The organism is Kluyvera sp. EC_51 (assembly GCF_019584505.1).
Lineage (GTDB): Bacteria > Pseudomonadota > Gammaproteobacteria > Enterobacterales > Enterobacteriaceae > Kluyvera > Kluyvera sichuanensis.
In genome coordinates, this window is record NZ_VDAG01000115.1 from 63,011 (window position 1) to 85,253 (window position 22,243).

The 22,243-nt window shown below is 54.8% G+C and carries 27 protein-coding genes; 14 read left to right on the top strand and 13 right to left on the bottom strand.

The window, feature by feature from the left end:
- Positions 1-198 precede the first annotated feature (198 nt).
- The 3 genes from FHC49_RS22250 to mtgA all read left to right on the top strand — a co-directional run bounded on the left by FHC49_RS22250 (position 199) and on the right by mtgA (position 4,571).
- Entirely contained in the window at positions 199-1,122 is a 924-nt protein-coding gene (locus tag FHC49_RS22250; protein ID WP_185667789.1) for a TIGR01212 family radical SAM protein, read from the top strand.
- A 163-nt stretch (positions 1,123-1,285) separates the two neighbouring features.
- On the top strand, positions 1,286-3,625 hold the full coding sequence (arcB, locus tag FHC49_RS22255) for an aerobic respiration two-component sensor histidine kinase ArcB (RefSeq protein ID WP_220440878.1): 2,340 nt from the start codon (positions 1,286-1,288) through the stop codon (positions 3,623-3,625).
- A gap of 226 nt (positions 3,626-3,851) precedes the next feature.
- Positions 3,852-4,571, top strand: coding sequence for a monofunctional biosynthetic peptidoglycan transglycosylase (gene mtgA / locus FHC49_RS22260; RefSeq protein ID WP_185667937.1), 720 nt, complete (start codon positions 3,852-3,854; stop codon positions 4,569-4,571).
- A 64-nt stretch (positions 4,572-4,635) separates the two neighbouring features.
- Here the strand turns inward: mtgA and npr are convergent, their stop codons facing one another.
- From npr to FHC49_RS22315, 11 genes are read right to left on the bottom strand one after another with little or no spacing between them, the layout of a single operon-like run.
- Positions 4,636-4,908 carry a PTS phosphocarrier protein NPr gene (npr, locus tag FHC49_RS22265; protein WP_185667791.1) on the bottom strand — a complete coding sequence of 91 codons (273 nt, stop codon included), beginning with the start codon at positions 4,906-4,908 and terminating at the stop codon, positions 4,636-4,638.
- Positions 4,905-5,759, bottom strand: coding sequence for an RNase adapter RapZ (gene rapZ, locus FHC49_RS22270; RefSeq protein WP_035891172.1), 855 nt, complete (start codon positions 5,757-5,759; stop codon positions 4,905-4,907). Before rapZ ends, npr begins: the two co-directional genes overlap by 4 nt.
- A gap of 33 nt (positions 5,760-5,792) precedes the next feature.
- Positions 5,793-6,281, bottom strand: coding sequence for a PTS IIA-like nitrogen regulatory protein PtsN (gene ptsN / locus FHC49_RS22275; RefSeq protein ID WP_220440879.1), 489 nt, complete (start codon positions 6,279-6,281; stop codon positions 5,793-5,795).
- A gap of 55 nt (positions 6,282-6,336) precedes the next feature.
- Positions 6,337-6,624: a ribosome hibernation promoting factor gene (gene hpf / locus FHC49_RS22280; RefSeq protein WP_185667793.1), complete on the bottom strand. Its 288-nt coding sequence runs from the start codon at positions 6,622-6,624 to the stop codon at positions 6,337-6,339.
- A 22-nt stretch (positions 6,625-6,646) separates the two neighbouring features.
- Entirely contained in the window at positions 6,647-8,080 is a 1,434-nt protein-coding gene (rpoN, locus tag FHC49_RS22285; protein ID WP_185667794.1) for an RNA polymerase factor sigma-54, read from the bottom strand.
- Between the two features lie 45 nt (positions 8,081-8,125).
- Positions 8,126-8,851 carry an LPS export ABC transporter ATP-binding protein gene (gene lptB / locus FHC49_RS22290; RefSeq protein WP_035891167.1) on the bottom strand — a complete coding sequence of 242 codons (726 nt, stop codon included), beginning with the start codon at positions 8,849-8,851 and terminating at the stop codon, positions 8,126-8,128.
- A gap of 6 nt (positions 8,852-8,857) precedes the next feature.
- A complete protein-coding gene (gene lptA, locus FHC49_RS22295) occupies positions 8,858-9,412 on the bottom strand; it encodes a lipopolysaccharide ABC transporter substrate-binding protein LptA (protein ID WP_035891165.1) in 555 nt (184 codons plus the stop codon).
- Entirely contained in the window at positions 9,381-9,956 is a 576-nt protein-coding gene (gene lptC / locus FHC49_RS22300; protein ID WP_185667796.1) for an LPS export ABC transporter periplasmic protein LptC, read from the bottom strand. Before lptC ends, lptA begins: the two co-directional genes overlap by 32 nt.
- A complete protein-coding gene (gene kdsC, locus FHC49_RS22305; RefSeq protein ID WP_185667797.1) occupies positions 9,953-10,519 on the bottom strand; it encodes a 3-deoxy-manno-octulosonate-8-phosphatase KdsC in 567 nt (188 codons plus the stop codon). Before kdsC ends, lptC begins: the two co-directional genes overlap by 4 nt.
- Positions 10,520-10,534: 15 nt before the next feature.
- The gene (kdsD, locus tag FHC49_RS22310; protein ID WP_317983845.1) at positions 10,535-11,521 is read right to left on the bottom strand and encodes an arabinose-5-phosphate isomerase KdsD; all 987 of its coding nucleotides are present in this window, start codon (positions 11,519-11,521) and stop codon (positions 10,535-10,537) included.
- Between the two features lie 14 nt (positions 11,522-11,535).
- A complete protein-coding gene (locus FHC49_RS22315) occupies positions 11,536-12,510 on the bottom strand; it encodes a calcium/sodium antiporter (RefSeq protein WP_220440880.1) in 975 nt (324 codons plus the stop codon).
- A 188-nt stretch (positions 12,511-12,698) separates the two neighbouring features.
- Here FHC49_RS22315 and mlaF point away from each other — a divergent pair, with 188 nt between their 5' ends.
- The 7 genes from mlaF (at position 12,699) to murA (ending at position 17,522) form a co-directional block, all read left to right on the top strand.
- Positions 12,699-13,511 carry a phospholipid ABC transporter ATP-binding protein MlaF gene (gene mlaF / locus FHC49_RS22320; RefSeq protein WP_185667799.1) on the top strand — a complete coding sequence of 271 codons (813 nt, stop codon included), beginning with the start codon at positions 12,699-12,701 and terminating at the stop codon, positions 13,509-13,511.
- A 7-nt stretch (positions 13,512-13,518) separates the two neighbouring features.
- Positions 13,519-14,301 (top strand): lipid asymmetry maintenance ABC transporter permease subunit MlaE, encoded by a 783-nt coding sequence (gene mlaE / locus FHC49_RS22325; protein WP_185667800.1) that lies wholly within the window; start codon positions 13,519-13,521, stop codon positions 14,299-14,301.
- Between the two features lie 4 nt (positions 14,302-14,305).
- The gene (gene mlaD, locus FHC49_RS22330) at positions 14,306-14,860 is read left to right on the top strand and encodes an outer membrane lipid asymmetry maintenance protein MlaD (RefSeq protein WP_220440881.1); all 555 of its coding nucleotides are present in this window, start codon (positions 14,306-14,308) and stop codon (positions 14,858-14,860) included.
- 18 nt (positions 14,861-14,878) lie between these two features.
- On the top strand, positions 14,879-15,514 hold the full coding sequence (mlaC, locus tag FHC49_RS22335; RefSeq protein WP_185667802.1) for a phospholipid-binding protein MlaC: 636 nt from the start codon (positions 14,879-14,881) through the stop codon (positions 15,512-15,514).
- Complete coding sequence (gene mlaB / locus FHC49_RS22340) at positions 15,514-15,804, top strand: lipid asymmetry maintenance protein MlaB (RefSeq protein ID WP_185667803.1); 291 nt, start codon at positions 15,514-15,516, stop codon at positions 15,802-15,804. Before mlaC ends, mlaB begins: the two co-directional genes overlap by 1 nt.
- A 138-nt stretch (positions 15,805-15,942) precedes the next feature.
- Positions 15,943-16,197, top strand: coding sequence for a BolA family iron metabolism protein IbaG (ibaG, locus tag FHC49_RS22345; protein ID WP_035891140.1), 255 nt, complete (start codon positions 15,943-15,945; stop codon positions 16,195-16,197).
- A 65-nt stretch (positions 16,198-16,262) separates the two neighbouring features.
- Positions 16,263-17,522 (top strand): UDP-N-acetylglucosamine 1-carboxyvinyltransferase, encoded by a 1,260-nt coding sequence (gene murA, locus FHC49_RS22350; RefSeq protein ID WP_185667804.1) that lies wholly within the window; start codon positions 16,263-16,265, stop codon positions 17,520-17,522.
- A 56-nt stretch (positions 17,523-17,578) separates the two neighbouring features.
- Here the strand turns inward: murA and sfsB are convergent, their stop codons facing one another.
- Both sfsB and ispB read right to left on the bottom strand, forming a co-directional pair.
- Positions 17,579-17,854 carry a DNA-binding transcriptional regulator SfsB gene (sfsB, locus tag FHC49_RS22355; RefSeq protein ID WP_185667805.1) on the bottom strand — a complete coding sequence of 92 codons (276 nt, stop codon included), beginning with the start codon at positions 17,852-17,854 and terminating at the stop codon, positions 17,579-17,581.
- A gap of 192 nt (positions 17,855-18,046) precedes the next feature.
- A complete protein-coding gene (gene ispB / locus FHC49_RS22360) occupies positions 18,047-19,018 on the bottom strand; it encodes an octaprenyl diphosphate synthase (protein ID WP_220440882.1) in 972 nt (323 codons plus the stop codon).
- Positions 19,019-19,274: 256 nt separating this feature from the next.
- Here ispB and rplU point away from each other — a divergent pair, with 256 nt between their 5' ends.
- From rplU to cgtA, 4 genes are all read left to right on the top strand, one after another.
- A complete protein-coding gene (gene rplU, locus FHC49_RS22365; RefSeq protein WP_003025032.1) occupies positions 19,275-19,586 on the top strand; it encodes a 50S ribosomal protein L21 in 312 nt (103 codons plus the stop codon).
- 19 nt (positions 19,587-19,605) lie between these two features.
- Entirely contained in the window at positions 19,606-19,863 is a 258-nt protein-coding gene (gene rpmA / locus FHC49_RS22370) for a 50S ribosomal protein L27 (RefSeq protein ID WP_035891128.1), read from the top strand.
- A gap of 113 nt (positions 19,864-19,976) precedes the next feature.
- Positions 19,977-20,942, top strand: a complete 966-nt coding sequence (locus FHC49_RS22375; RefSeq protein ID WP_185667807.1) for a DMT family transporter — start codon at positions 19,977-19,979, stop codon at positions 20,940-20,942.
- A 15-nt stretch (positions 20,943-20,957) separates the two neighbouring features.
- On the top strand, positions 20,958-22,133 hold the full coding sequence (gene cgtA, locus FHC49_RS22380) for an Obg family GTPase CgtA (protein WP_220440883.1): 1,176 nt from the start codon (positions 20,958-20,960) through the stop codon (positions 22,131-22,133).
- Positions 22,134-22,243: the final 110 nt, after the last annotated feature.

Below are 22,243 nucleotides of genomic sequence, written 5' to 3' on the forward strand. Positions count from 1 at the left end.
TCAACGACAGATAGATTATTGCAAATCAGGCGCTGAACATAAGTAAAAATAATCTATATGGCTGTGAATGAAATTGCAGTTATTTTGATTGGTTATGCAATGAGGTAAAAGGTCTACATGACGATTGATCCAGGTCATCGCCGATCGAGACTAAAAATGGCAGGCTTGGCCCTTTTCTTCAGGCCGGTCTATCAGATTATGCAGTTACAAAAATTAGTCAATATGTTTGGTGGGGATCTTACGCGTCGTTATGGCGAAAAGGTTCATAAACTGACGCTGCATGGTGGATTTAGCTGTCCCAACCGCGATGGCACCATCGGTCGCGGCGGCTGCACGTTCTGCAACGTAGCTTCGTTCGCCGATGAAGAGCAGCAGCATAAGTCGATTGCCGAGCAGCTGGCGCATCAGGCGAATCTGGTGAATCGCGCAAAACGCTATCTGGCCTACTTTCAGGCCTATACCAGCACCTTTGCCGAAGTGCAGGTGCTGCGCTCGATGTACCAGCAGGCTATTAGTCAGGCAAATATCGTCGGGCTGTGCGTCGGTACGCGCCCGGACTGCGTGCCGGAGGCGGTGCTTGACCTGTTGAGTGAATACCACGAGCAGGGTTATGAAGTGTGGCTGGAGCTTGGCCTGCAAACGGCACACGATAAAACGCTGCACCGTATTAACCGCGGTCATGATTTTGCCTGCTATCAGAACACCACCCGTCTGGCGCGCGAACGCGGCCTGAAGGTGTGCAGCCATCTGATTGTCGGCCTGCCGGGCGAAGGGCAGCGCGAATGTCTGGAGACGCTTGAGCAGGTCGTTGAGACGGGTGTTGATGGCATTAAGCTGCATCCGCTGCATATCGTCACCGGCAGCATCATGGCGAAAGCCTGGGAAGCCGGGCGTCTGAACGGGATTGAGCTGGATGACTATACGGTCACCGCGGGCGAGATGATTCGCCATACGCCGCCGGAGGTGATTTATCACCGCATTTCCGCCAGCGCACGTCGCCCGACGCTGCTGGCCCCGCTGTGGTGTGAGAACCGCTGGACCGGGATGGTGGAGCTGGATAAATACCTGAACGAGCACGGCGTGCAGGGGTCAGCCTTGGGCCGGCCGTGGGTGCAGCCATAGCGCTGCGGCAACCTACAACAGCCGTGTAGCCCGGCCAAGCGCAGTGCCGCCGGGAAGGCTCCCTAGCCCAATTAGCAGATAATCCCCGCATTTTTCGCACAACCTACCGCGCTACGCTCAGAATTGGGTATGATTGAACGACGTTGTCGTTAAGGAATCCCTTATGAAGCAAATCCGTATGCTGGCGCAGTATTACGTCGACCTGATGATGAAGCTGGGTCTGGTACGTTTCTCATTACTGTTGGCGCTGGCGCTGGTGGTACTGGCCATTGTGGTGCAGATGGCGGTGACCATGGTGCTGCACGGCCAGGTTGAAAGCATTGATGTTATTCGTTCTATCTTCTTCGGTTTGCTGATTACCCCCTGGGCGGTTTACTTCCTGTCGGTGGTGGTGGAACAGCTGGAAGAGTCACGACAGCGTCTCTCCCGGCTGGTGGAAAAGCTTGAAGAGATGCGCGAACGCGATCTCAAGCTGAACGTCCAGCTCAAAGACAATATTTCTCAGCTGAATCAGGAAATTAGCGACCGTGAAAAAGCTGAGGCCGAGCGTCTTGCTACGCTCGAGCAGCTGCGTATTGAGGTGCAGGAGCGTGAAGAGACGCAGATTCGCCTTGAACAGCAGTCCTCTTTCCTGCGCTCCTTCCTGGATGCCTCTCCCGATTTGGTCTTCTATCGCAATGAAGATAAAGAGTTTTCTGGCTGTAACCGGGCGATGGAACTGCTGACCGGCAAAAGCGAGAAGCAGCTGATTCACCTGCACCCGGAAGAGGTTTATGCCCCTGAGGCGGCGGCGAAAGTTATTGAAACCGATGAGAAAGTGTTCCGTCACAACGTTTCACTCACCTATGAACAGTGGCTCGACTATCCTGACGGTCGCAAAGCCTGCTTTGAGATTCGTAAAGTGCCGTACTACGACCGCGTCGGTAAACGTCATGGCCTGATGGGCTTTGGTCGCGATATTACCGAGCGTAAGCGCTATCAGGACGCGCTCGAGCGCGCCAGCCGCGACAAGACCACCTTTATCTCCACCATCAGCCACGAGCTGCGTACGCCGCTGAACGGCATCGTCGGCTTAAGCCGCATCCTGCTCGACACCAACCTGACCACCGAGCAGGAAAAATACCTGAAAACCATCCATGTCTCGGCGGTCACGCTGGGCAATATCTTCAACGATATTATCGACATGGACAAAATGGAGCGCCGGAAGGTCCAGCTGGATAACCAGCCGGTCGATTTCACCGGTTTCCTGGCTGACCTGGAAAACCTCTCCGGCCTGCAGGCGCAGCAAAAAGGGCTGCGCTTCGTGATGGAGCCAACGCTGCCGCTGCCGCATAAGGTGATTACCGACGGCACCCGACTGCGCCAGATTCTGTGGAACCTTATCAGCAACGCCGTGAAGTTTACCCAGCAGGGGAGCGTGACGGTGCGCGTGCGCTATGATGCTGGCGACATGCTCCGCTTTGAAGTTGAAGACTCTGGTATCGGCATCCCGCAGGAAGAGCAGGATAAAATCTTCGCCATGTATTATCAGGTGAAAGATAGCCAGGGGGGCAAACCTGCTACTGGCACCGGTATCGGTCTGGCGGTCTCTCGCCGCCTGGCGAAAAGCATGGGCGGTGATATTGAAGTCTCAAGCCTGGCAGGGCATGGCGCCACCTTCACCCTGACGGTACATGCGCCCGCGGTGGCGGAAGAGGTTGAAGACGCGTTTGAGGATGATGAAATGCCGCTGCCGGCGCTGCATGTCTTGCTGGTGGAAGACATTGAGCTGAATGTCATTGTTGCCCGCTCGGTGCTTGAGAAGTTGGGTAATAGCGTCGACGTGGCGATGACCGGTAAGGATGCGCTGGAAATGTTCACCCCCGGTGAATATGACCTGGTGCTGCTGGATATCCAACTGCCGGACATGACCGGGCTGGATATTTCCCGCGAGCTGACGCGTAAATACCACGCTGACGATTTACCACCGCTGGTCGCGCTGACGGCGAACGTGCTGAAAGATAAAAAAGAGTATCTGGAAGCCGGGATGGACGATGTGCTGAGTAAACCGCTCTCGGTACCGGCCCTGACGGCGATGATCAAGAAGTTCTGGGATACCGTTGAAGACGAAGAGGAGAGTGCCGTGACGCCTGTAGAAAGCAGTAAATCGCAGCAACTGCTGGATATTCCAATGCTGGAGCAGTACATCGATCTGGTTGGGCCGAAGCTGATTACCGACGGTCTGGCGGTCTTCGAGAAGATGATGCCGGGCTATCTGGCGGTGCTGGAGTCGAACCTGACCGCGCGCGACCAGAAAGGCATCGTCGAGGAAGGTCATAAGATCAAAGGTGCAGCTGGCTCCGTTGGTTTACGTCACCTGCAGCAACTGGGGCAGCAGATCCAGTCGCCGGATTTACCTGCCTGGTGGGATAACGTGGGTGAATGGGTTGAAGAGATGAAGTCCGAGTGGCAGCAGGACGTTGCGGTGCTGAAAGCGTGGGTAGCGAGCGCTGATAAAAAATGACCCCGGCTTGACCGGGGTGCGCGAATACTGCGCCAACACCAGGGAACTGGTGGCTGCGTCAGCTGATTAGCTCTATTTTTTTGTTTTTGACACAACCTGAAATACGATTGCACGCTCAATAAGATAGCAAAACTTAAAATGTTTGTTACGTGAATCAGTAAAATGTGTGAAGCATAACGACTTAATCAGAAATATTAATCGGCGTCAGAGAGTTAGCGTGAAGAAGATGGCTTTGAGGAAGGTAGCGGGGCTAAAACAATTGTTCTGGCGACTGTTGCTGCTGCTGGCGCTTTTCTGGGGCGGTGGTATTGCCGCATTCAGTTTTCTGCCGGTTCCATTCTCCGCAGTGATGATTGAGCGTCAAATTGGCGCCTGGATGACGGGCGACTTTGGCTACGTGGCGCACTCTGATTGGGTTAGCATGGACGCTATCTCGCCGTTTATGGGGCTGGCGGTGATCGCCGCTGAGGATCAGAAATTCCCGGATCATTGGGGTTTTGACGTCTCGGCGATTGAGAAAGCGCTAGCGCATAACGAGCGTAATGAAAACCGGATTCGCGGCGCCTCTACGTTGTCGCAGCAGACGGCGAAGAACCTGTTCCTGTGGGATGGGCGCAGTTGGGTACGTAAAGGGCTGGAGGCCGGTCTGACGCTGGGCATGGAGACGGTCTGGAGTAAGAAGCGTATTCTGACCGTCTATCTGAACATTGCCGAATTCGGCGACGGTATTTTTGGTGTGGAGGCCGCATCTCAGCGCTATTTCCATAAGCCCGCGAGCAAGCTGACGATGGCGGAAGCCGCGCTGCTGGCCGCGGTGCTGCCTAACCCGATTCGTTTTAAAGCCAATGCGCCGTCAGGGTATGTACGTAGTCGTCAGGCGTGGATTTTACGCCAGATGCGTCAGCTGGGTGGGGAAGGGTTTATGCGGGAGAATAAGCTGTATTAACCGGGGGGCCACGGCGTCGCTGCGCTCGGCCGGGCAACATTAAACCGGTATCCCGGGCGATGGACTAGTCTTCGTCGAATCCGGCGTTAAACAGCGCAATCACCGCGGCCAGCGCCTCTTCTTCCTGCGGCCCGGTGGCCTCGACCTCAATCTGACGGCCTTTGGCCGAGTCAAGCATCAGCAGCGCAATCACGCTATTCGCTTCCGCTTCGGTTCCTTCATCGTTACGCAGCAGAACCTCTGCGTCGAAATTTTGCATCAGCTCAAACAACTTCATCGCCGGGCGGGCGTGCATGCCCAGCTTGTTGGTTATCTCAACGGTCTGCTTTACGGTCATGATTTGCGTTTTTCCAGCGTCCGGTGACGAGACTGCACGTTCTTGCCGCGCGAGCGGAAGTAGTCAGCCAGCTGTTCGGCAACGTAGACCGAACGGTGTTTACCGCCGGTACAACCAATCGCCACGGTCAGATAGCTACGGTTATTGGTTTCCAGCATAGGTAACCATAGCTCAAGATAGCTGCGCGTTTGATAGATAAAGTTGTGAACTTCCGTGTGCCTGTCAAGGAACGCGGCCACCGGTTTGTCCAGGCCGGTCATCGGACGCAGCTTAGGATCCCAGTGCGGGTTCGGCAGGAAACGGACGTCGAAGACGTAGTCGGCATCAATCGGAATACCGTGCTTGAAGCCGAAAGATTCGAACACCATCGTTAACTCGCGCTCGCGTTTGCCCAGCAGGCGAGTACGCAGCATCTCCGCCAGTTCGTGAACCGACATCTCGGAGGTATCGACGATAAGGTCGGCGCGGGAGCGCAGCGGTTCCAGCAGGTTACTCTCTTCATCAATGGCGCTTTCCAGCGACAGATTCTTACTGGAGAGAGGGTGCAGGCGGCGAGTGTCGCTGTAGCGGCGAATCAGGGTGTTACGATCGGCATCAAGGAACAGCAGCTGCGGAGAGAAGTTATCCGGCAGGTTTTCCATGGCCCGCTCAAAGATTTCCGGTGATTCAGGCATGTTACGCACGTCGATGCTGACGGCGGCCGATATTTCGCGGTCAGCGAGCGTTTTTGCCAGTTCTGGCAGCAGCACGACCGGCAGGTTATCGACGCAATAAAAGCCCATGTCCTCCAGCGCGCGTAAGGCGACCGATTTTCCCGAGCCAGAGCGGCCGCTGACGATCATCAGTACCATGTACCGTTTCTCCTCAGTACGATGTGATGTCCACTATGCATCATCGTGAGTTTCCGTATCGGTGATGATTTGATACAGCTCTTCGTCGCTCTGCGCGGCGCGTAGACGACGGCAAATGGTTTTATCCGCCAGACGTTTTGCCACCAGGGACAGCGTGTGCAGGTGGGTTTTGGTCTGGTCTGCCGGCACCAGGAGCGCAAAGAGTAAATCGACGGGCTGATTGTCGATAGCATCAAAGGCGATCGGGGTTTCCAGCTGCACAAACACGCCAACGGCGCGCAGCGTATCTTCTTCCAGCTTACCGTGAGGAATAGCGATACCGTTACCAATACCGGTACTGCCCATCTTCTCGCGGGTCAAGATGGCTTCAAAGACCACCTGCGGAGGCAGGCCTAGCTGTTTTGCCGCCAGTTCGCTGATGATTTCCAGCGCGCGTTTCTTACTCTGACAGTGCACAGCACTGCGGGTACATTCCTGGTTAAGGACATTGCTCAGTTGAAGAGCCGAATCGTTATTTGTCATAATTTCACCTAAGCATCGCCCGGTATGCGGGCATATCGGGCGACTGCTCGGACAATCAATGTTGTTTTAGTTTGTCTTTATGCTTGTTTAACTGTCTCGCCAGTTTGTCTATCAAACCGTCGATGGCGGCGTACATATCCTTGCCTTCCGCGCTAGCATGAAGTTCGCCCCCGTTAACATGCAACGTTGCATCCGAGATGTGCGTCAATTTCTCCACCTTCAACACAATGTAGACCTGATTGATCCTCTCGAAATACTGTTCGAGCTTAACGAATTTCGTATTCACAAATTCGCGCATCGCATCGGTAATTTCGACGTTGTGTCCAGTGATGTTGAGTTGCATAGTGTCTTCCTTATCAGTTGTGTCAAACCAGTTGTTTACGCTGGTTAGACGGCGGAATGGATAAAGACTCTCGGTACTTTGCAACGGTACGCCGTGCCACCATGATACCCTGTTCAGAGAGCATGGTGGTCAGTTTACTGTCGCTCAGTGGTTTTGCGGGGTTCTCCGCGGCAATTAATTTCTTAACCAGCGCGCGAATCGCCGTGGAAGAGGCTTCGCCGCCGCCCTCGGTACTCACGTGACTGGAGAAGAAATACTTAAGCTCGAAAATGCCTCGTGGGCTATGCAAATACTTTTGCGTGGTCACACGCGAAATGGTGGACTCGTGCATCTCGACGGTCTGGGCGATATCCGCCAGCACCATCGGTTTCATATACTCTTCGCCGAGATCGAAAAAGGCCTGCTGCTGTTCAACGATGCAGCGACTGACTCGCAGCAGCGTGTCATTGCGGCTCTCAAGGCTCTTAATCAGCCATTTCGCGTCCTGCAGGTTGCTGCGGATAAACTGGCTGTCGGCGTCGTTACGGGCGTTGTTGCACATTCCCGCGTAGTGTTGGTTGATCTGCAAACGCGGAATGCTGTCGGCGTTCAGCTCAACGACCCAGCGATCGTTCACCTTGCGTACCAGTACATCTGGGATCACATACTCCGGTTCACCGGTCTGGATCGACTGACCCGGTCGCGGATCCAGCGACTGGATAAGATCCACCGCCTCTTTCAACACGTCCTCTTTCAGCCGCGTGACGCGCATCAGTGAACGGAAATCGTGGTTGGCGAGCAGATCGAGATGATCGCTGATAATCAGACGGGCTTCAGTGATTCGCGGCGTAGCGGGGGAGAACTGAGAAAGTTGGATCAGCAGGCAATCGCGGAGATCTTTGGCGGCGACGCCGACTGGATCGAAGCGTTGGATCCGCTTGAGCACGGCTTCCACTTCATCGAGGCCAACCTCTTCGTCGCCAATCCCTTCCAGAATGTCTTCCACCGTGACGGTGAGATAGCCGGTGTCGTCCACCGCGTCGACGATCGAAGTCGCAATAGCCCGGTCGGTCTCGGTAAACGGCGTCAGCTCAACCTGCCACATCAGATAATCCTGAAGCGACTGGGTGGTTTCACCCTGATAAACCGGTAATTCATCGTCCTGATAATCAGCGCCGGTCCCGGAAGGGGTTCCGGCGGTGTAGATTTCATCCCAGCTGGCGTCGAGCGGCAGCTCTTCGGGCATATCAGGTTTTTCCAGCGCATCAACGCTGTCCAGCGTTTCGTTATCGACGGTTTCCTGAGTCTCTACTTCTTCGTGAAGATCGGTTTGCTCAAGCAGGGGATTACTCTCCAGCGCCTGCTGGAGTTCCTGCTGAAGTTCCAGCGTAGACAGCTGCAGCAGACGGATTGCCTGTTGCAGCTGTGGCGTCATGGCAAGCTGTTGGCTGAGCCTTAATTGCAAACCTTGCTTCATGTTCAGAACGAATATCTCCCGCTAACGTCGTAAACCACTACCCTATCAGAGTCTGAAGTCTTCCCCAAGATACACGCGTTTAACATGTTCGTCTTGTAGGATCTCCTGAGGGGTACCGTGGGCAATCAGGTGCCCCTGGCTGACGATATAGGCGCGTTCACACACGGCCAGCGTTTCACGTACGTTGTGGTCGGTGATCAGCACGCCAAGACCGCTGTCGCGGAGGTGTTCAATGATGCGTTTAATATCGATAACGGAGATCGGGTCAACGCCGGCAAACGGTTCATCCAGCAGGATAAATTTCGGGTTTGCCGCCAGCGCGCGGGCGATTTCAACACGGCGACGTTCACCGCCGGAAAGCGCCTGACCAAGGCTGTCGCGCAGATGCTCGATGTGGAACTCTTCCATCAACTCTTTGGCGCGGTCTTCCCGCTGTTCGTTGCTCAGATCGTCACGGATCTGCAGCACCGCCATCAGGTTATCGTAGACGCTCAGACGACGGAAAATGGAGGCTTCCTGCGGCAGATAGCCGATACCGCGACGCGCGCGGGCGTGCAGCGGCAGCAGGCTAATGTCTTCATCATCGATGATGATATTGCCGGCATCACGAGGAACGATCCCGACCACCATGTAGAAGGTGGTAGTTTTGCCCGCGCCGTTTGGCCCAAGCAGGCCCACAATCTCACCGGAATTCACGGTCAGACTGACATCTTCCACCACGCGGCGGCCTTTGTAGGCCTTCGCCAGATTTTTTGCAGTTAATGTCGCCATAACGAATTAGTTACTCTTCTTCTGTGCCGGAGCCTGGTCTTTGGACTTGTCCTGCAGCTGCGATGGAACCAGCACGGTGGTTACGCGTTTACCTTTGTCGCTAAACGCCTGCATTTTCTGCTCTTTGACCAGATAAGTGATCTTGTCGCCTTTGATGTTGCTATCCAGCTGCTCAAGGTAAGCGTTGCCGGTCAGCACCACGAAGTCGTTCGCCAGCTCATAATGCATTTTCGAGGCGCGGCCTTTTACCGGCTTGCCGTTGTCCTGCATCTGGTAGAAGGTTGCTGGGTTACCGTAACCGTCGATGACTTCTTTGCCTTTCTGGTCCGCTGGGCGGGTCACGACGACCTTATCGGCGTTGATTTTGATACTGCCCTGGGTCACCACTACGTTACCGGTGAAGGTTACGATGTTGCCCTGCATATCCAGCGACTGCTGATCGGATTCGATATGAATTGGCTGATTGGTATCGCCGGTAAGCGCCATTGCCGGCAGGCTGGCGGCCAGCAAGGAACCGGCAAGTGCCAGCTTAAGGCTGAGTTTGTTTGTTCTGAATTTCATAAGAGGTTCTAACCTTTTCAATCAGCTCGGCGTTTTTGCTGCGTAAATTGCCGCGCATTTTCAGGCCGCTGGAATTAAATGTTGTTCCGTATAACGTCACCAGATCGTCAGAGGAAACGTCCTGAGTCGTCAGGTTCACCTGGGCATTATCCGTAGTAATCTTACGCAGTTGTGCGTCTTCTGTCAGCGCGTTGATTTCAACGTGCCCATAGAGATACAGCATGCGGTCATTAGTGAGCTTGGCTTTATCTGCTTTAATCGACCAGGTCGGCACCTTGTTGGTGTCATAGGTTGTCAAAAACGGGTGGGTAAACCATGACAACGCCTGGTCGGAAAAATACTCCACATGCTCGGCGATTAACCGGTAGCTGAGCGCGCCCTCGGGGCTGTACACCACGGTATCGGTATGTTCGCTTTGGTAGGTTGGATCGTTTGCGTTAACGACGGCCTGGCTCGTGTCGTCTTTATCGGCCAGGTTCAGGCCGATCAGGACAAGCGCAACCAGCGATAACACAATAATAACCCAACGTCTGGTTTTACTCATATCGATTGCCCTTTGGCTTCTTCCAGCTTCCCTTGCGCCATTAGCAGCAGGTCGCAGACTTCACGAACTGCACCGCGGCCGCCCGCAATACGCGTCACGTAATCGGCTTTCGGTAGCAGCAGAGGGTGTGCATCCGCGACGGCGACGCTAAGACCAATTTCTGCCATCACCGGCCAGTCGATCAGGTCATCGCCAACGTAGGCCACTTCATCCGGCTGGAGATGCAGTTTTGCTATCAGCTCGCGGTAGGCGATCAGTTTATCCGACTGCCCCTGGTAAAGATGGGTGATGCCGAGCGTGGCGCAGCGGTCTTCTAACAGTTTAGCCTTTCGTCCGGTAATAATCGCCACGTCGATATCTGAGGTGAGGGCGCAGCGCACGCCGTAGCCGTCGCGGACGTTAAAGGCTTTCAGCTCTTCACCGCTGTTGCCCATGTAGATAAGCCCGTCAGAAAGCACCCCGTCAACGTCGAGGATCAGCAGGCGGATTTTTTCCGCCTTCGCCATAAATTGTGGACTCACCGGGCCATAGCAGGTGGCGACCGATGCGACAGCATTACTCATTCTTTATATCCTTGATTACACTACGCCTGCGCGCAGTAGGTCGTGCATATGTATCACACCTAGCAGATGGTCGCCATCGGCAACCAGCACGCAGGTGATATGACGGGATTGCATCAGGTTCAGCGCATCGACCGCCAGCATGCCTGGGCGAATGCGAATACCACCCGGCGTCATCACGTCTGCAATGCCGAGACTGCGCACATCGGCGCCGGTATCGAAAATGCGTCGCAGGTCACCGTCGGTGAAAATCCCTTTGATCTGCATGTTGTCATCGCAGATGGCGGTCATGCCCAGATTTTTGCGGGTAATCTCCAGCAGAGCATCGCGCAGCGACGCGTCAACGCTAACGTGCGGAATCTCATCGCCTGTATGCATAATATCGTTAACGCGCAGCAGAAGCTTACGACCCAGTGCGCCGCCGGGGTGCGACAGGGCAAAATCTTCAGCGGTAAAGCCGCGTGCTTTCAGTAACGCCACCGCCAGCGCATCGCCCATCACCAGTGCTGCCGTGGTGCTGGAGGTGGGGGCCAGCCCAAGCGGGCAGGCTTCGCGCGGAACCTTGACGCACAAATGAATATCCGCTGCGCGGCCCATGCTGCTGTCTGGACGACTGGTCATGCAGATAAGCGGCACGCGAAGACGTTTTAATACTGGAATGAGCGCCAGAATTTCATTGGATTCGCCGGAGTTGGATAAGGCGATAACGACGTCCTGCGGCGTGACCATGCCTAAATCGCCGTGCGCCGCTTCACCGGGGTGAACGAAGAAGGCGGAGGTGCCGGTGCTGGCGAAGGTGGCCGCCATCTTGCGGCCAATGTGCCCGGACTTGCCCATCCCCATGACCACGACTTTGCCGGTGCAGTAGAAGATCTTCTCGCAGGCGGCGCTGAAATCCTGGTTAATGTATTGATCTAGCTGCTCCAGCCCTTCCCGTTCAATCGCCAGAACGTCCCTTCCGGCCTGCTGGAAGTCGAAATCTGACGGCAAATCTATTTGCGACATAGTGTTATCCCAGTTCATTCGATGAAAAGCGGCGTGCCCCAGTAGAGCAGCGCCAGCCATACCACAAACCCGCCGATTAACAACACGCCCGCGACGCGGCCTACCTGACGGCGGCGCCAGCACAGCAGGGCAAAGACCACGCTGACCAGCATCATCACGCCGTAGTCCCGGGTATACGCGAGAGGGTTAAACGTCCCTGGCGCGATAAGGGCGGGGAGCCCCAGCACGATAGCAATATTAAAGAAATTCGAGCCGATGATATTGCCGACCGCAATATCGTTTTCGCCTTTACGTACGCCCGCAATGGCGGTTGCCAGCTCCGGCAGGCTGGTACCCAGCGCGATAATCGTCAGGCCAATGGTCAGTTCGCTCATCGCGAAGTAATTGGCCAGCACGGTGGCGTTATCAATCACCATCTGGGTCGCCATCGGCATGATAATCAGCGCCACGCCGAGCCAGAGGCAGGCTACGGGCAGCGACCCATCGCGCGGCAGTTCGGCCAACTGCTCCTGGGTAAATTTGTCGTTACCCTCGCGTTCGGCAAGGCGGGCTATTTTAATGATAAACAACAGCCAGAGCCCGGCCAGAATAAATAAAAAGACGCCGCCAAACCATGACAGTTCGCCATCATACAACACATAGCCTGCTACCAGGCTCACTACCAACATTAGCGGTAATTCGCGGCGCAGAATATCAGAATGCACGGTAAATGGGTGGAACAGGGCGGTCAGCCCGAGGATCAGCAAAATGTTGACGATGTTGGATCCGACGGCGGTACCGATGGCCAGATCGACCTGCCCGTGCAGCGAGGCGGCGGCAGAGACGATGATTTCCGGCAGTGAGGTACCGATGCTGACAACGGTTATACCTATAATCAGAGGAGGAACACCTAAAGCACGGCACAGAATCGAGGCGGAGTACACGAGGCGGTCGGCGCTGTAGACCACCAGAAGTAAACCAATTATTAACAGAGCCGTAGCTAAAAGCATCTAAAATCCTTTATTCGGGTATAATCGTCGGTCCGCACGTCTGGACGTAACGAATTCCTAATTTTGACTTTATGCGCTGGAAAAGTAAAACAAATGCCAGATTTCGTTAACCAGAGCGGTTAGGATTCTGTAAGAATGCGGGGGCAAGCAGGAGTTTGCTCTACTTAAGGACCTGGAAAGGTAAGCCTATGAGCCAAAATATCGAGAATCTGGTCGAGGTGCGAGACGTCACGTTTTCACGCGGCAGTCGGGTCATTTTCGACAATATCTCGCTCTCGGTGCCGCGCGGAAAAATCACCGCGATTATGGGCCCGTCGGGGATTGGCAAGACCACGCTGCTGCGCCTGATTGGCGGGCAGATCCCCCCAGATAGCGGAGAGATCCTCTTTGATGGCGAGAACGTGCCGAAGATGTCGCGCTCCCGCCTCTATACCGTACGTAAGCGTATGAGCATGCTGTTTCAGTCCGGTGCGCTGTTTACCGACATGAACGTGTTCGACAATGTGGCGTATCCGATTCGCGAGCATACTCGTCTACCGGCGCCACTGCTGAAAAGCACGGTGATGATGAAGCTGGAGGCCGTTGGCCTACGCGGTGCTGCAAAGCTGATGCCATCGGAGTTGTCCGGCGGTATGGCCCGTCGTGCCGCGCTGGCGCGCGCTATTGCGCTGGAACCCGATCTCATCATGTTCGATGAGCCTTTCGTCGGCCAGGACCCTATCACCATGGGGGTGCTGGTAAAGCTGATTTCTGAACTCAACAGTGCGCTGGGTGTCACCTGTATTGTGGTTTCTCACGATGTACCGGAAGTGCTGAGCATCGCGGATTACGCTTATATCGTGGCGGACCAGAAAATTGTCGCGCACGGCAGCGCCTCTTCATTGCAGGAAAATAGCGATCCTCGAGTGCGTCAGTTCCTCGACGGTATTGCCGACGGCCCGGTGCCGTTCCGTTATCCTGCGGGCGATTATCGCCGCGATCTCATCGGCACAGGGAGCTAATCTACTCATGCTGTTAAATGCACTGGCAGCGCTTGGACATCGCGGGATTAAGACCGTCGCGACGTTCGGGCGCGCTGGGTTAATGTTATTCAATGCCGTTGTCGGCAAGCCGGAGTTCCGCAAACACGCGCCGCTGCTGGTTCGCCAGCTGTATAACGTCGGCGTGCTCTCTCTGGTCATCATCATCGTGTCGGGCGTGTTTATCGGCATGGTGCTGGGGCTGCAGGGTTACCTGGTGCTGACCACCTACAGCGCGGAGACCAGTCTTGGCATGCTGGTGGCGCTATCGCTGCTGCGTGAACTGGGGCCGGTGGTTGCCGCGCTGCTGTTTGCCGGGCGTGCGGGTTCTGCGCTGACCGCGGAAATTGGCTTGATGCGCGCTACCGAACAGCTCTCCAGCATGGAGATGATGGCGGTGGATCCGCTGCGTCGCGTTATCTCCCCTCGCTTGTGGGCGGGCGTAATCTCGCTGCCGCTGCTGACCATTATCTTCGTGGCGGTCGGCATCTGGGGCGGTTCGCTGGTCGGCGTAAGCTGGAAAGGTATTGATGCCGGGTTCTTCTGGTCGGCAATGCAAAATGCGGTGGACTGGCGTCTGGATCTGGTGAACTGCCTGATCAAGAGCGTTGTTTTCGCCATTACGGTGACATGGATTGCGTTATTTAACGGTTACGATGCGATCCCCACTTCTGCCGGAATTAGCCGGGCGACGACGCGCACCGTGGTGCACTCCTCGCTGGCAGTTCTTGGGCTGGACTTTGTGCTGACGGCACTGATGTTTGGGAATTGAGTGAATGCAAACGAAAAAGAGTGAAATCTGGGTCGGTATTTTTTTGTTGGTTGCCCTGCTGGCGGCGTTGTTTATCTGCCTGAAGGCGGCGGACGTATCGTCAATGAAATCAGAACCAACCTACCGCATTTACGCCACCTTCGATAACATCGGCGGCCTGAAAAACCGTTCACCGGTGCGAATTGGCGGCGTAGTGATTGGTCGCGTTGCGGATATTGAACTGGATCCGAAAACCTACTTACCGCGCGTCGCTATCGATATCGAAGATCGCTATAACCATATCCCTGATACCAGTTCGCTGGCCATTCGTACTTCTGGCCTGCTTGGGGAACAGTATCTGGCGCTGAACGTCGGCTTTGAAGACCTTGAACTGGGAACGTCTATCCTTAAAGATGGCGGTATCATCCAGGACACTAAATCAGCGATGGTACTGGAAGACCTGATTGGCCAATTCCTTTACAACAGCAAAGGCAGCGACAATCAGAATTCAGGCGATGCGCAGGGTTCTGCAGATGGACATACTGGTACGGCGACGCCTGCGACTGGCGCGACGAATTAATCTCAGGAGATACTCGACATGTTTAAACGTTTACTGATGGTTGCCATGCTGGTGATTGCGCCGTTGACGGCGGCCACTGCGGCAGACCAAACCAATCCTTATAAGCTGATGAATGAAGCGGCGCAGAAGACGTTCGATCGCCTGAAGAATGAACAACCGAAGATTCGTTCTAATCCGAACTACCTGCGCGATGTGGTCGATCAGGAACTGCTGCCGTACGTACAGGTGAAATACGCCGGTGCGCTGGTGCTGGGCCGTTACTACAAAGACGCGACCCCTGCGCAGCGTGACGCATACTTCACCGCGTTCCGTGAATACCTGAAGCAGGCATACGGTCAGGCGCTGGCGATGTACCACGGCCAGACCTACCAGATTGCGCCAGAGCAGCCGCTGGGCGATGCGACTATCGTGCCTATCCGCGTAACCATCATTGACCCGAACGGCCGCCCTCCGGTGCGCCTGGACTTCCAGTGGCGTAAAAATACCCAGACGGGTAACTGGCAGGCGTATGACATGATTGCGGAAGGGGTGAGCATGATCACCACCAAGCAGAACGAATGGAGCGACCTGCTGCGCACTAAGGGCATTGACGGCCTGACCGCACAGCTGAAATCCATTTCTGCACAGCCAATCACCCTGGATCAGAAAAAATAATGGCCGAACCGCTAAGCTGGAAGCGCGACGGTGAACGCCTGGCGCTGCACGGTGAACTGGATCAGGACTTTCTGGTGTCCCTGTGGGATGCCAGAAGCGAAGCGACGCAGGGCGTGTCGGTTCTCGACCTCAGCGGCCTGAGCCGTGTCGATACGGCTGGTCTGGCGCTGCTGGTGCATCTGGTTGAGCTTATCCGCGCGCAGGGGCGAACCCCGAGCCTGGAAGGGGTAAGCGAAAAACTGGTAACCCTGAAAAGCTTGTACAACCTGCCGGAAGGCATGATCCCCTAACAGTTTCAGCACGTTACTGTTGTGGTTTCTGACAAAGCCCCATCAATCTCAACGATGGGGCTTTTTGCTTGTTTAAGACCGCGCCACTTTCCTCTAAGATGTGGGGCTTGTTTTCACTCTCAAATGAAATGCGAACCTATGGAAAATAATGAAATTCAGACCGTGCTGATGAACGCACTCTCCCTTCAGGAAGTTCTCGTTTCTGGCGATGGCAGCCACTTCCAGGTTATTGCCGTGGGTGAGATGTTTGATGGCATGAGCCGGGTTAAGAAGCAGCAGACGATCTATGGCCCGCTGATGGAGTATCTTGCGGACAACCGCATTCATGCCCTGTCGATCAAGGCGTACACCCCACAAGAGTGGGCACGCGATCGCAAACTCAACGGTTTTTGAGCCAGGGGAAAAGTGTGCGCACTTTTCCGGTGGCGAACGTGAATACTTAACAGAGATTAGATTTGATGGATAAATTTCGTGTGCAGGGGCCAACCCGCCTTCAGGGCGAGGTCACCATTAGCGGTGCTAAAAACGCTGCCCTGCCGATTCTATTTGCCGCTTTGCTGGCAGAAGACCCGGTAGAAATCCAGAACGTACCGAAGCTGAAAGACGTTGATACGTCCATGAAGCTGCTGACTCAGCTGGGTGCAAAAGTTGAGCGTAACGGCTCGGTGTGGATTGACGCGGGCTCGGTAAACGTCTTCTGCGCGCCATACGACCTGGTGAAAACCATGCGTGCTTCTATCTGGGCGCTGGGGCCGCTGGTGGCGCGTTTTGGCCAGGGTCAGGTTTCTCTGCCGGGTGGTTGCACTATCGGTGCGCGTCCGGTCGACCTGCATATCTCAGGTCTCGAGCAACTGGGCGCAGAAATTAAGCTGGAAGAAGGCTACGTCAAAGCAAGTGTTAACGGCCGTCTGAAAGGCGCGCATATCGTGATGGACATGGTTAGCGTTGGCGCGACCGTTACCATCATGTCCGCCGCGACGCTGGCGGAAGGTACCACCATCATCGAAAACGCCGCACGCGAGCCGGAAATCGTCGATACGGCGAACTTCCTCAACGCCATGGGCGCTAAGGTAACGGGTCAGGGTACCGACCGCATCACCATCGAAGGCGTGAAGCGTCTGGGTGGCGGTGTCTACCGCGTTCTGCCCGATCGTATCGAAACCGGCACCTTCCTGGTGGCCGCGGCGATCTCTGGTGGGAAAATTGTTTGCCGCAACGCGCAGCCGGACACCCTGGACGCCGTTCTGGCCAAGCTGCGTGAAGCCGGTGCCGATGTTGAAGTCGGTGAAGATTGGATCAGCCTGGACATGCACGGCAAGCGCCCGAAAGCGGTGAACGTGCGTACCGCGCCACATCCGGCATTCCCGACTGACATGCAGGCCCAGTTCACCCTGCTGAACATGGTTGCGGAAGGCACTGGCGTGATCACTGAAACGGTCTTCGAAAACCGCTTCATGCACATTCCTGAACTTATCCGTATGGGCGCACGTGCGGAAATCGAAAGCAACACCGCGATTTGCCACGGCGTTGAGCAGCTCTCCGGGGCTCAGGTGATGGCAACTGACCTGCGCGCCTCTGCAAGCCTCGTGCTGGCGGGCTGTATCGCTCAGGGCACCACAATCGTTGACCGTATCTATCACATCGATCGCGGCTATGAGCGTATTGAAGATAAACTGCGCGCTTTAGGCGCCAATATCGAACGTATCAAAGGCGAGTAATCGCAACCGCTATTTAAGCGCCCACAGATTCTGGTGGGCGCTTCTCTCTTAATATCTCACTCATTTTCCTGCTTACTGCGCCGAATAGACTGCGTTCTGTCGATAAACACATGGGTGACCGGATCGTGGTAGCGCGATGGCCAAATAATCCATGGGTCCGTTTCCAGCACTTTGGCAATGATCATCTCTCCTTTCGGCCACGGACGTGAAAGCACGTTGGCTAAGGTGGATGAACTTAGCCCGTTCTTACGTGATTCTGCTGCCATTGATGTGCCTTTTTTACGTAACCCCGCGATAATGTCGGCGGGATGCCAGTCGCTAAACTTCTCCATACTTCCTCCCTGAAAACGGTCATTAACTCGCTACGTTGAGTGAGGAATACACTGTATCGCTCTTTTCGGTAAGTTCATAAAAAGTTCTAGTAAGTTTAATTAAATTAGGAAAACATCAAATTTCTGACAAAAAAAGCGCCTTTCGGCGCTTTCAGGAACTTTCGGTGTTGTCGCGGGAAAGCGAACCGGGGATTAGCGATCGCGCTGAACGGCGATATGGGCCAGCCCGATAAGCGCATCGCGCCACGGCGTATCCGGTAGGGAGGTCAGGGAAGCAATCGCTTTGTCAGCCTCTTCCTCGGCGCGCTGACGCGTCCACTCCAGTGAACCACAGGCGGCCATTGCCTCCAGTACTGGTTCAAGCAGATGGCGGCCGTTGCCTTGTTCGATGGCACCGCGAATCAACTGCGCCTGCTCTGGGGTGCCGTTACGCATAGCGTGCAGCAGCGGCAGCGTAGGTTTGCCCTCGTTGAGGTCGTCACCCACGTTTTTACCCAGCGTTTCACCGTCGGCGCTGTAGTCGAGCAGATCGTCAATCAACTGGAAAGCGGTACCGAGATAGCGGCCATAGTCCTGCAGCCCTTTCTCTTGCTCAGGCGTACAGTCGGCAAGCAGGCCTGAACACTGCGCTGCCGCTTCGAACAGGCGCGCGGTTTTGCTGTAGATAACGCGCATGTAGTTCTCTTCGGTGATGTCCGGGTCATTAACGTTCATCAACTGAAGGACTTCGCCTTCCGCAATGACGTTAACTGCTTCAGACATCACTTCCAGCACCTTTAGTGAACCGAGGCTGGTCATCATCTGGAAGGCGCGCGTATAGATAAAGTCGCCAACCAGCACGCTGGCTGCGTTGCCAAAGGCCGCGTTTGCCGTCGCTTTGCCGCGACGCATATCGGACTCATCGACAACGTCGTCGTGCAGCAGCGTAGCAGTATGAATAAATTCGATCAGCGCAGCGATAGTGACGTGGGCATTTCCCTGATAGCCAACGGCACGGGCGGCCAGTACGGCGATCATCGGACGAATCCGTTTCCCGCCGCCGCTGACGATGTAATAGCCAAGCTGATTGATCAATTGGACGTCCGAGTTGAGCTGCTCAAGAATCGTCGCATTGATACCCGCCATATCCTGCGCGGTTAACTCGTTGATTTGTTGTAGATTCATCGCAAAAGCCGGGCTTAATGTCCTGTTTACCACTTATCCATATGGGATAACGAAGGTTTTACGTTAGAGTTGTAGATACGATTGTACTGAAAAAACGGCCCAGATAAACGTTGCTGTGCAGGTTGTATTTTTTTTCTGCATGTATTGATGGTAGCACTTGTCAAAGGCTCGCGTTTTGCGTAATATTCGCGCCCTATTGTGAATATTTATAGCGCACTCTGAATCACATAAAGTTGTGCGCGGAAGCGGAGTTTATATGTACGCGGTTTTCCAAAGTGGTGGTAAACAACACCGAGTTAGCGAAGGTCAGACCGTTCGCCTGGAAAAGCTGGACATCGCAACTGGCGAATCTGTTGAATTCGCTGAAGTTCTGATGATCGCAAACGGTGAAGAAGTCAAAATCGGCGTTCCTTTCGTTGATGGCGGCGTTATCAAAGCTGAAGTTGTTGCTCATGGTCGTGGCGAGAAAGTTAAAATCGTTAAGTTTCGTCGTCGTAAACACTACCGTAAGCAGCAGGGCCATCGTCAGTGGTTCACTGATGTGAAAATTACTGGCATCAGCGCTTAAGTTAAGGGGAGCAGATTAAATGGCACATAAAAAGGCTGGTGGCTCGACTCGTAACGGTCGCGACTCAGAAGCTAAACGTCTTGGCGTAAAACGCTTTGGCGGCGAATCCGTTCTGGCTGGTAGCATCATCGTTCGTCAACGTGGTACTCAGTTCCACGCTGGCTCTAACGTAGGCTGCGGCAAAGACCACACTCTGTTTGCTAAAGCAGACGGTAAAGTGAAATTCGAAGTGAAAGGCCCGAAAAACCGTCGTTATATCAGCATCGTTGCTGAATAAGTTTTTCGCGTCCCGGTAACGGATGAAAGCCCCGCAACGTGTTGCGGGGCTTTTTACATTCGACGCCAGAAAAATGATGGGTTGTACCACCGTTTCAGGGCAGGGAATCCGGTATGAAGCAGCAGGCGGGCATTGGCATTCTATTGGCGCTCACCACAGCAGTATGCTGGGGCGCACTTCCGATTGCCATGAAGCAGGTTCTGGAGGTCATGGAGCCACCCACAATCGTCTTCTACCGCTTTCTGATGGCGAGCTGTGGCCTGGGCCTCATTTTGTCCTGGAAACGCAAGCTGCCCTCTTTGCGGCTGTTTCGCGACCCTCGCTGGCTTGTACTGCTGCTTATCGCTACCGGCGGGCTGTTCGGTAACTTCGTGCTGTTTAGCTCATCGCTGCAGTATGTGAGTCCGACGGCATCTCAGGTTATTGGCCAACTCTCGCCCGTCGGGATGATGGTCGCCAGCGTCTTTATTCTTAAAGAGAAGATGCGCGGTACGCAGATAGTCGGCGCAATCATGCTTATCTGCGGGCTGGTGATGTTCTTTAACACCAGCCTGATTGAAATTTTTACCCGCCTGACCGATTACACCTGGGGTGTCATTTTTGGGGTTAGCGCGGCGATGGTTTGGGTGAGCTACGGTGTCGCACAAAAGGTGTTATTGCGACGTCTGGCCTCACAGCAGATCCTCTTTTTATTGTACACTTTATGTACGATTGCACTGCTGCCATTAGCAAAGCCTGAAGTTATCGGGCAACTGAGCGACTGGCAGCTAGCCTGTCTGATCTTCTGTGGTCTGAACACACTGGTCGGTTATGGGGCGCTGGCGGAAGCGATGGCGCGCTGGCAGGCGGCACAGGTGAGCGCGTTAATCACGCTGACTCCTCTGTTTACCCTGTTATTTTCAGATTTATTATCAATGGCCTGGCCCGATTTCTTCGCCAGACCGATGTTGAACCTTATTGGTTACCTCGGTGCGTTTGTCGTGGTTGCGGGCGCGATGTATTCCGCCATTGGTCATCGTCTTTGGGGGCGGTGGCGTAAGCGTGAAGCGGTTGTTCCGTTACCCCGCGCAGGCGAATGATTTACGGAGAGTAAAATGAAGTTTGTTGATGAAGCAACGATCCTGGTCGTAGCAGGTGATGGCGGTAATGGTTGCGTAAGCTTCCGCCGTGAAAAATATATTCCACGTGGCGGCCCTGACGGCGGCGACGGTGGCGACGGCGGCGACGTCTGGATGGAAGCCGACGAGAACCTGAACACCCTGATCGACTACCGTTTCGAAAAATCCTTCCGCGCTGAACGTGGTCAAAACGGTGCAAGCCGTGACTGTACCGGTAAACGCGGTAAAGACGTTACCATCAAAGTGCCGGTGGGTACCCGCGTTATCGATCAGGGCACCGGTGAAACCATGGGCGATATGACCAAACACGGTCAGCGCCTGATGGTCGCTAAAGGTGGCTGGCACGGCCTGGGTAACACCCGTTTCAAATCATCCGTTAACCGTACACCGCGTCAAAAGACCATGGGTACACCGGGCGATAAGCGTGACCTGCAGCTCGAACTGATGCTGCTGGCTGACGTGGGTATGCTGGGTATGCCAAACGCCGGTAAATCGACCTTTATTCGTGCGGTTTCCGCAGCGAAGCCTAAAGTGGCTGACTATCCGTTTACTACGCTGGTGCCAAGCCTTGGCGTGGTGCGCGTAGACAACGAGAAGAGCTTTGTGATCGCCGATATTCCAGGTCTGATTGAAGGCGCATCCGAGGGCGCTGGCCTCGGTATCCGCTTCCTGAAGCACCTTGAGCGCTGCCGCGTACTGCTGCACATCATCGATATCGATCCGATCGACGGATCCGATCCGGCTGAAAACGCAAAAATCATCATTGGTGAGCTTGAGAAATACAGCGAGAAGCTGGCGAGTAAGCCACGCTGGCTGCTTTTCAACAAGATCGACACCATGGATAAAGCGGAAGCTGAAGCTAAAGCTAAAGCGATTGCCGAAGCGATGGGTTGGGAAGATAAGTACTACCTGATCTCCGCAGCAAGCCAGGTTGGCGTGAAAGACCTGTGTTGGGACGTGATGAACTTCATCATCGAGAACCCAATTGCTCAGGCCGAAGAAGCGAAACAGCCAGAGAAAGTCGAGTTCATGTGGGATGACTACCATCGTCAGCAGCTGGACGAAGTTGCCGCAGAAGCTGAAGACGAAGAGTGGGATGACGATTGGGATGAAGACGACGAAGAAGGCGTTGAGTTCATCTACAAACGTTAATTCAACGTCCTCTGTAGCCCGGCCGAACTAAGTGACGCCGGGATCCCCCGGCGCCGGTGTTATCACACCTTGTTCGGGCTACAAATATCAAATAAAAAGGGCCGCGTCTG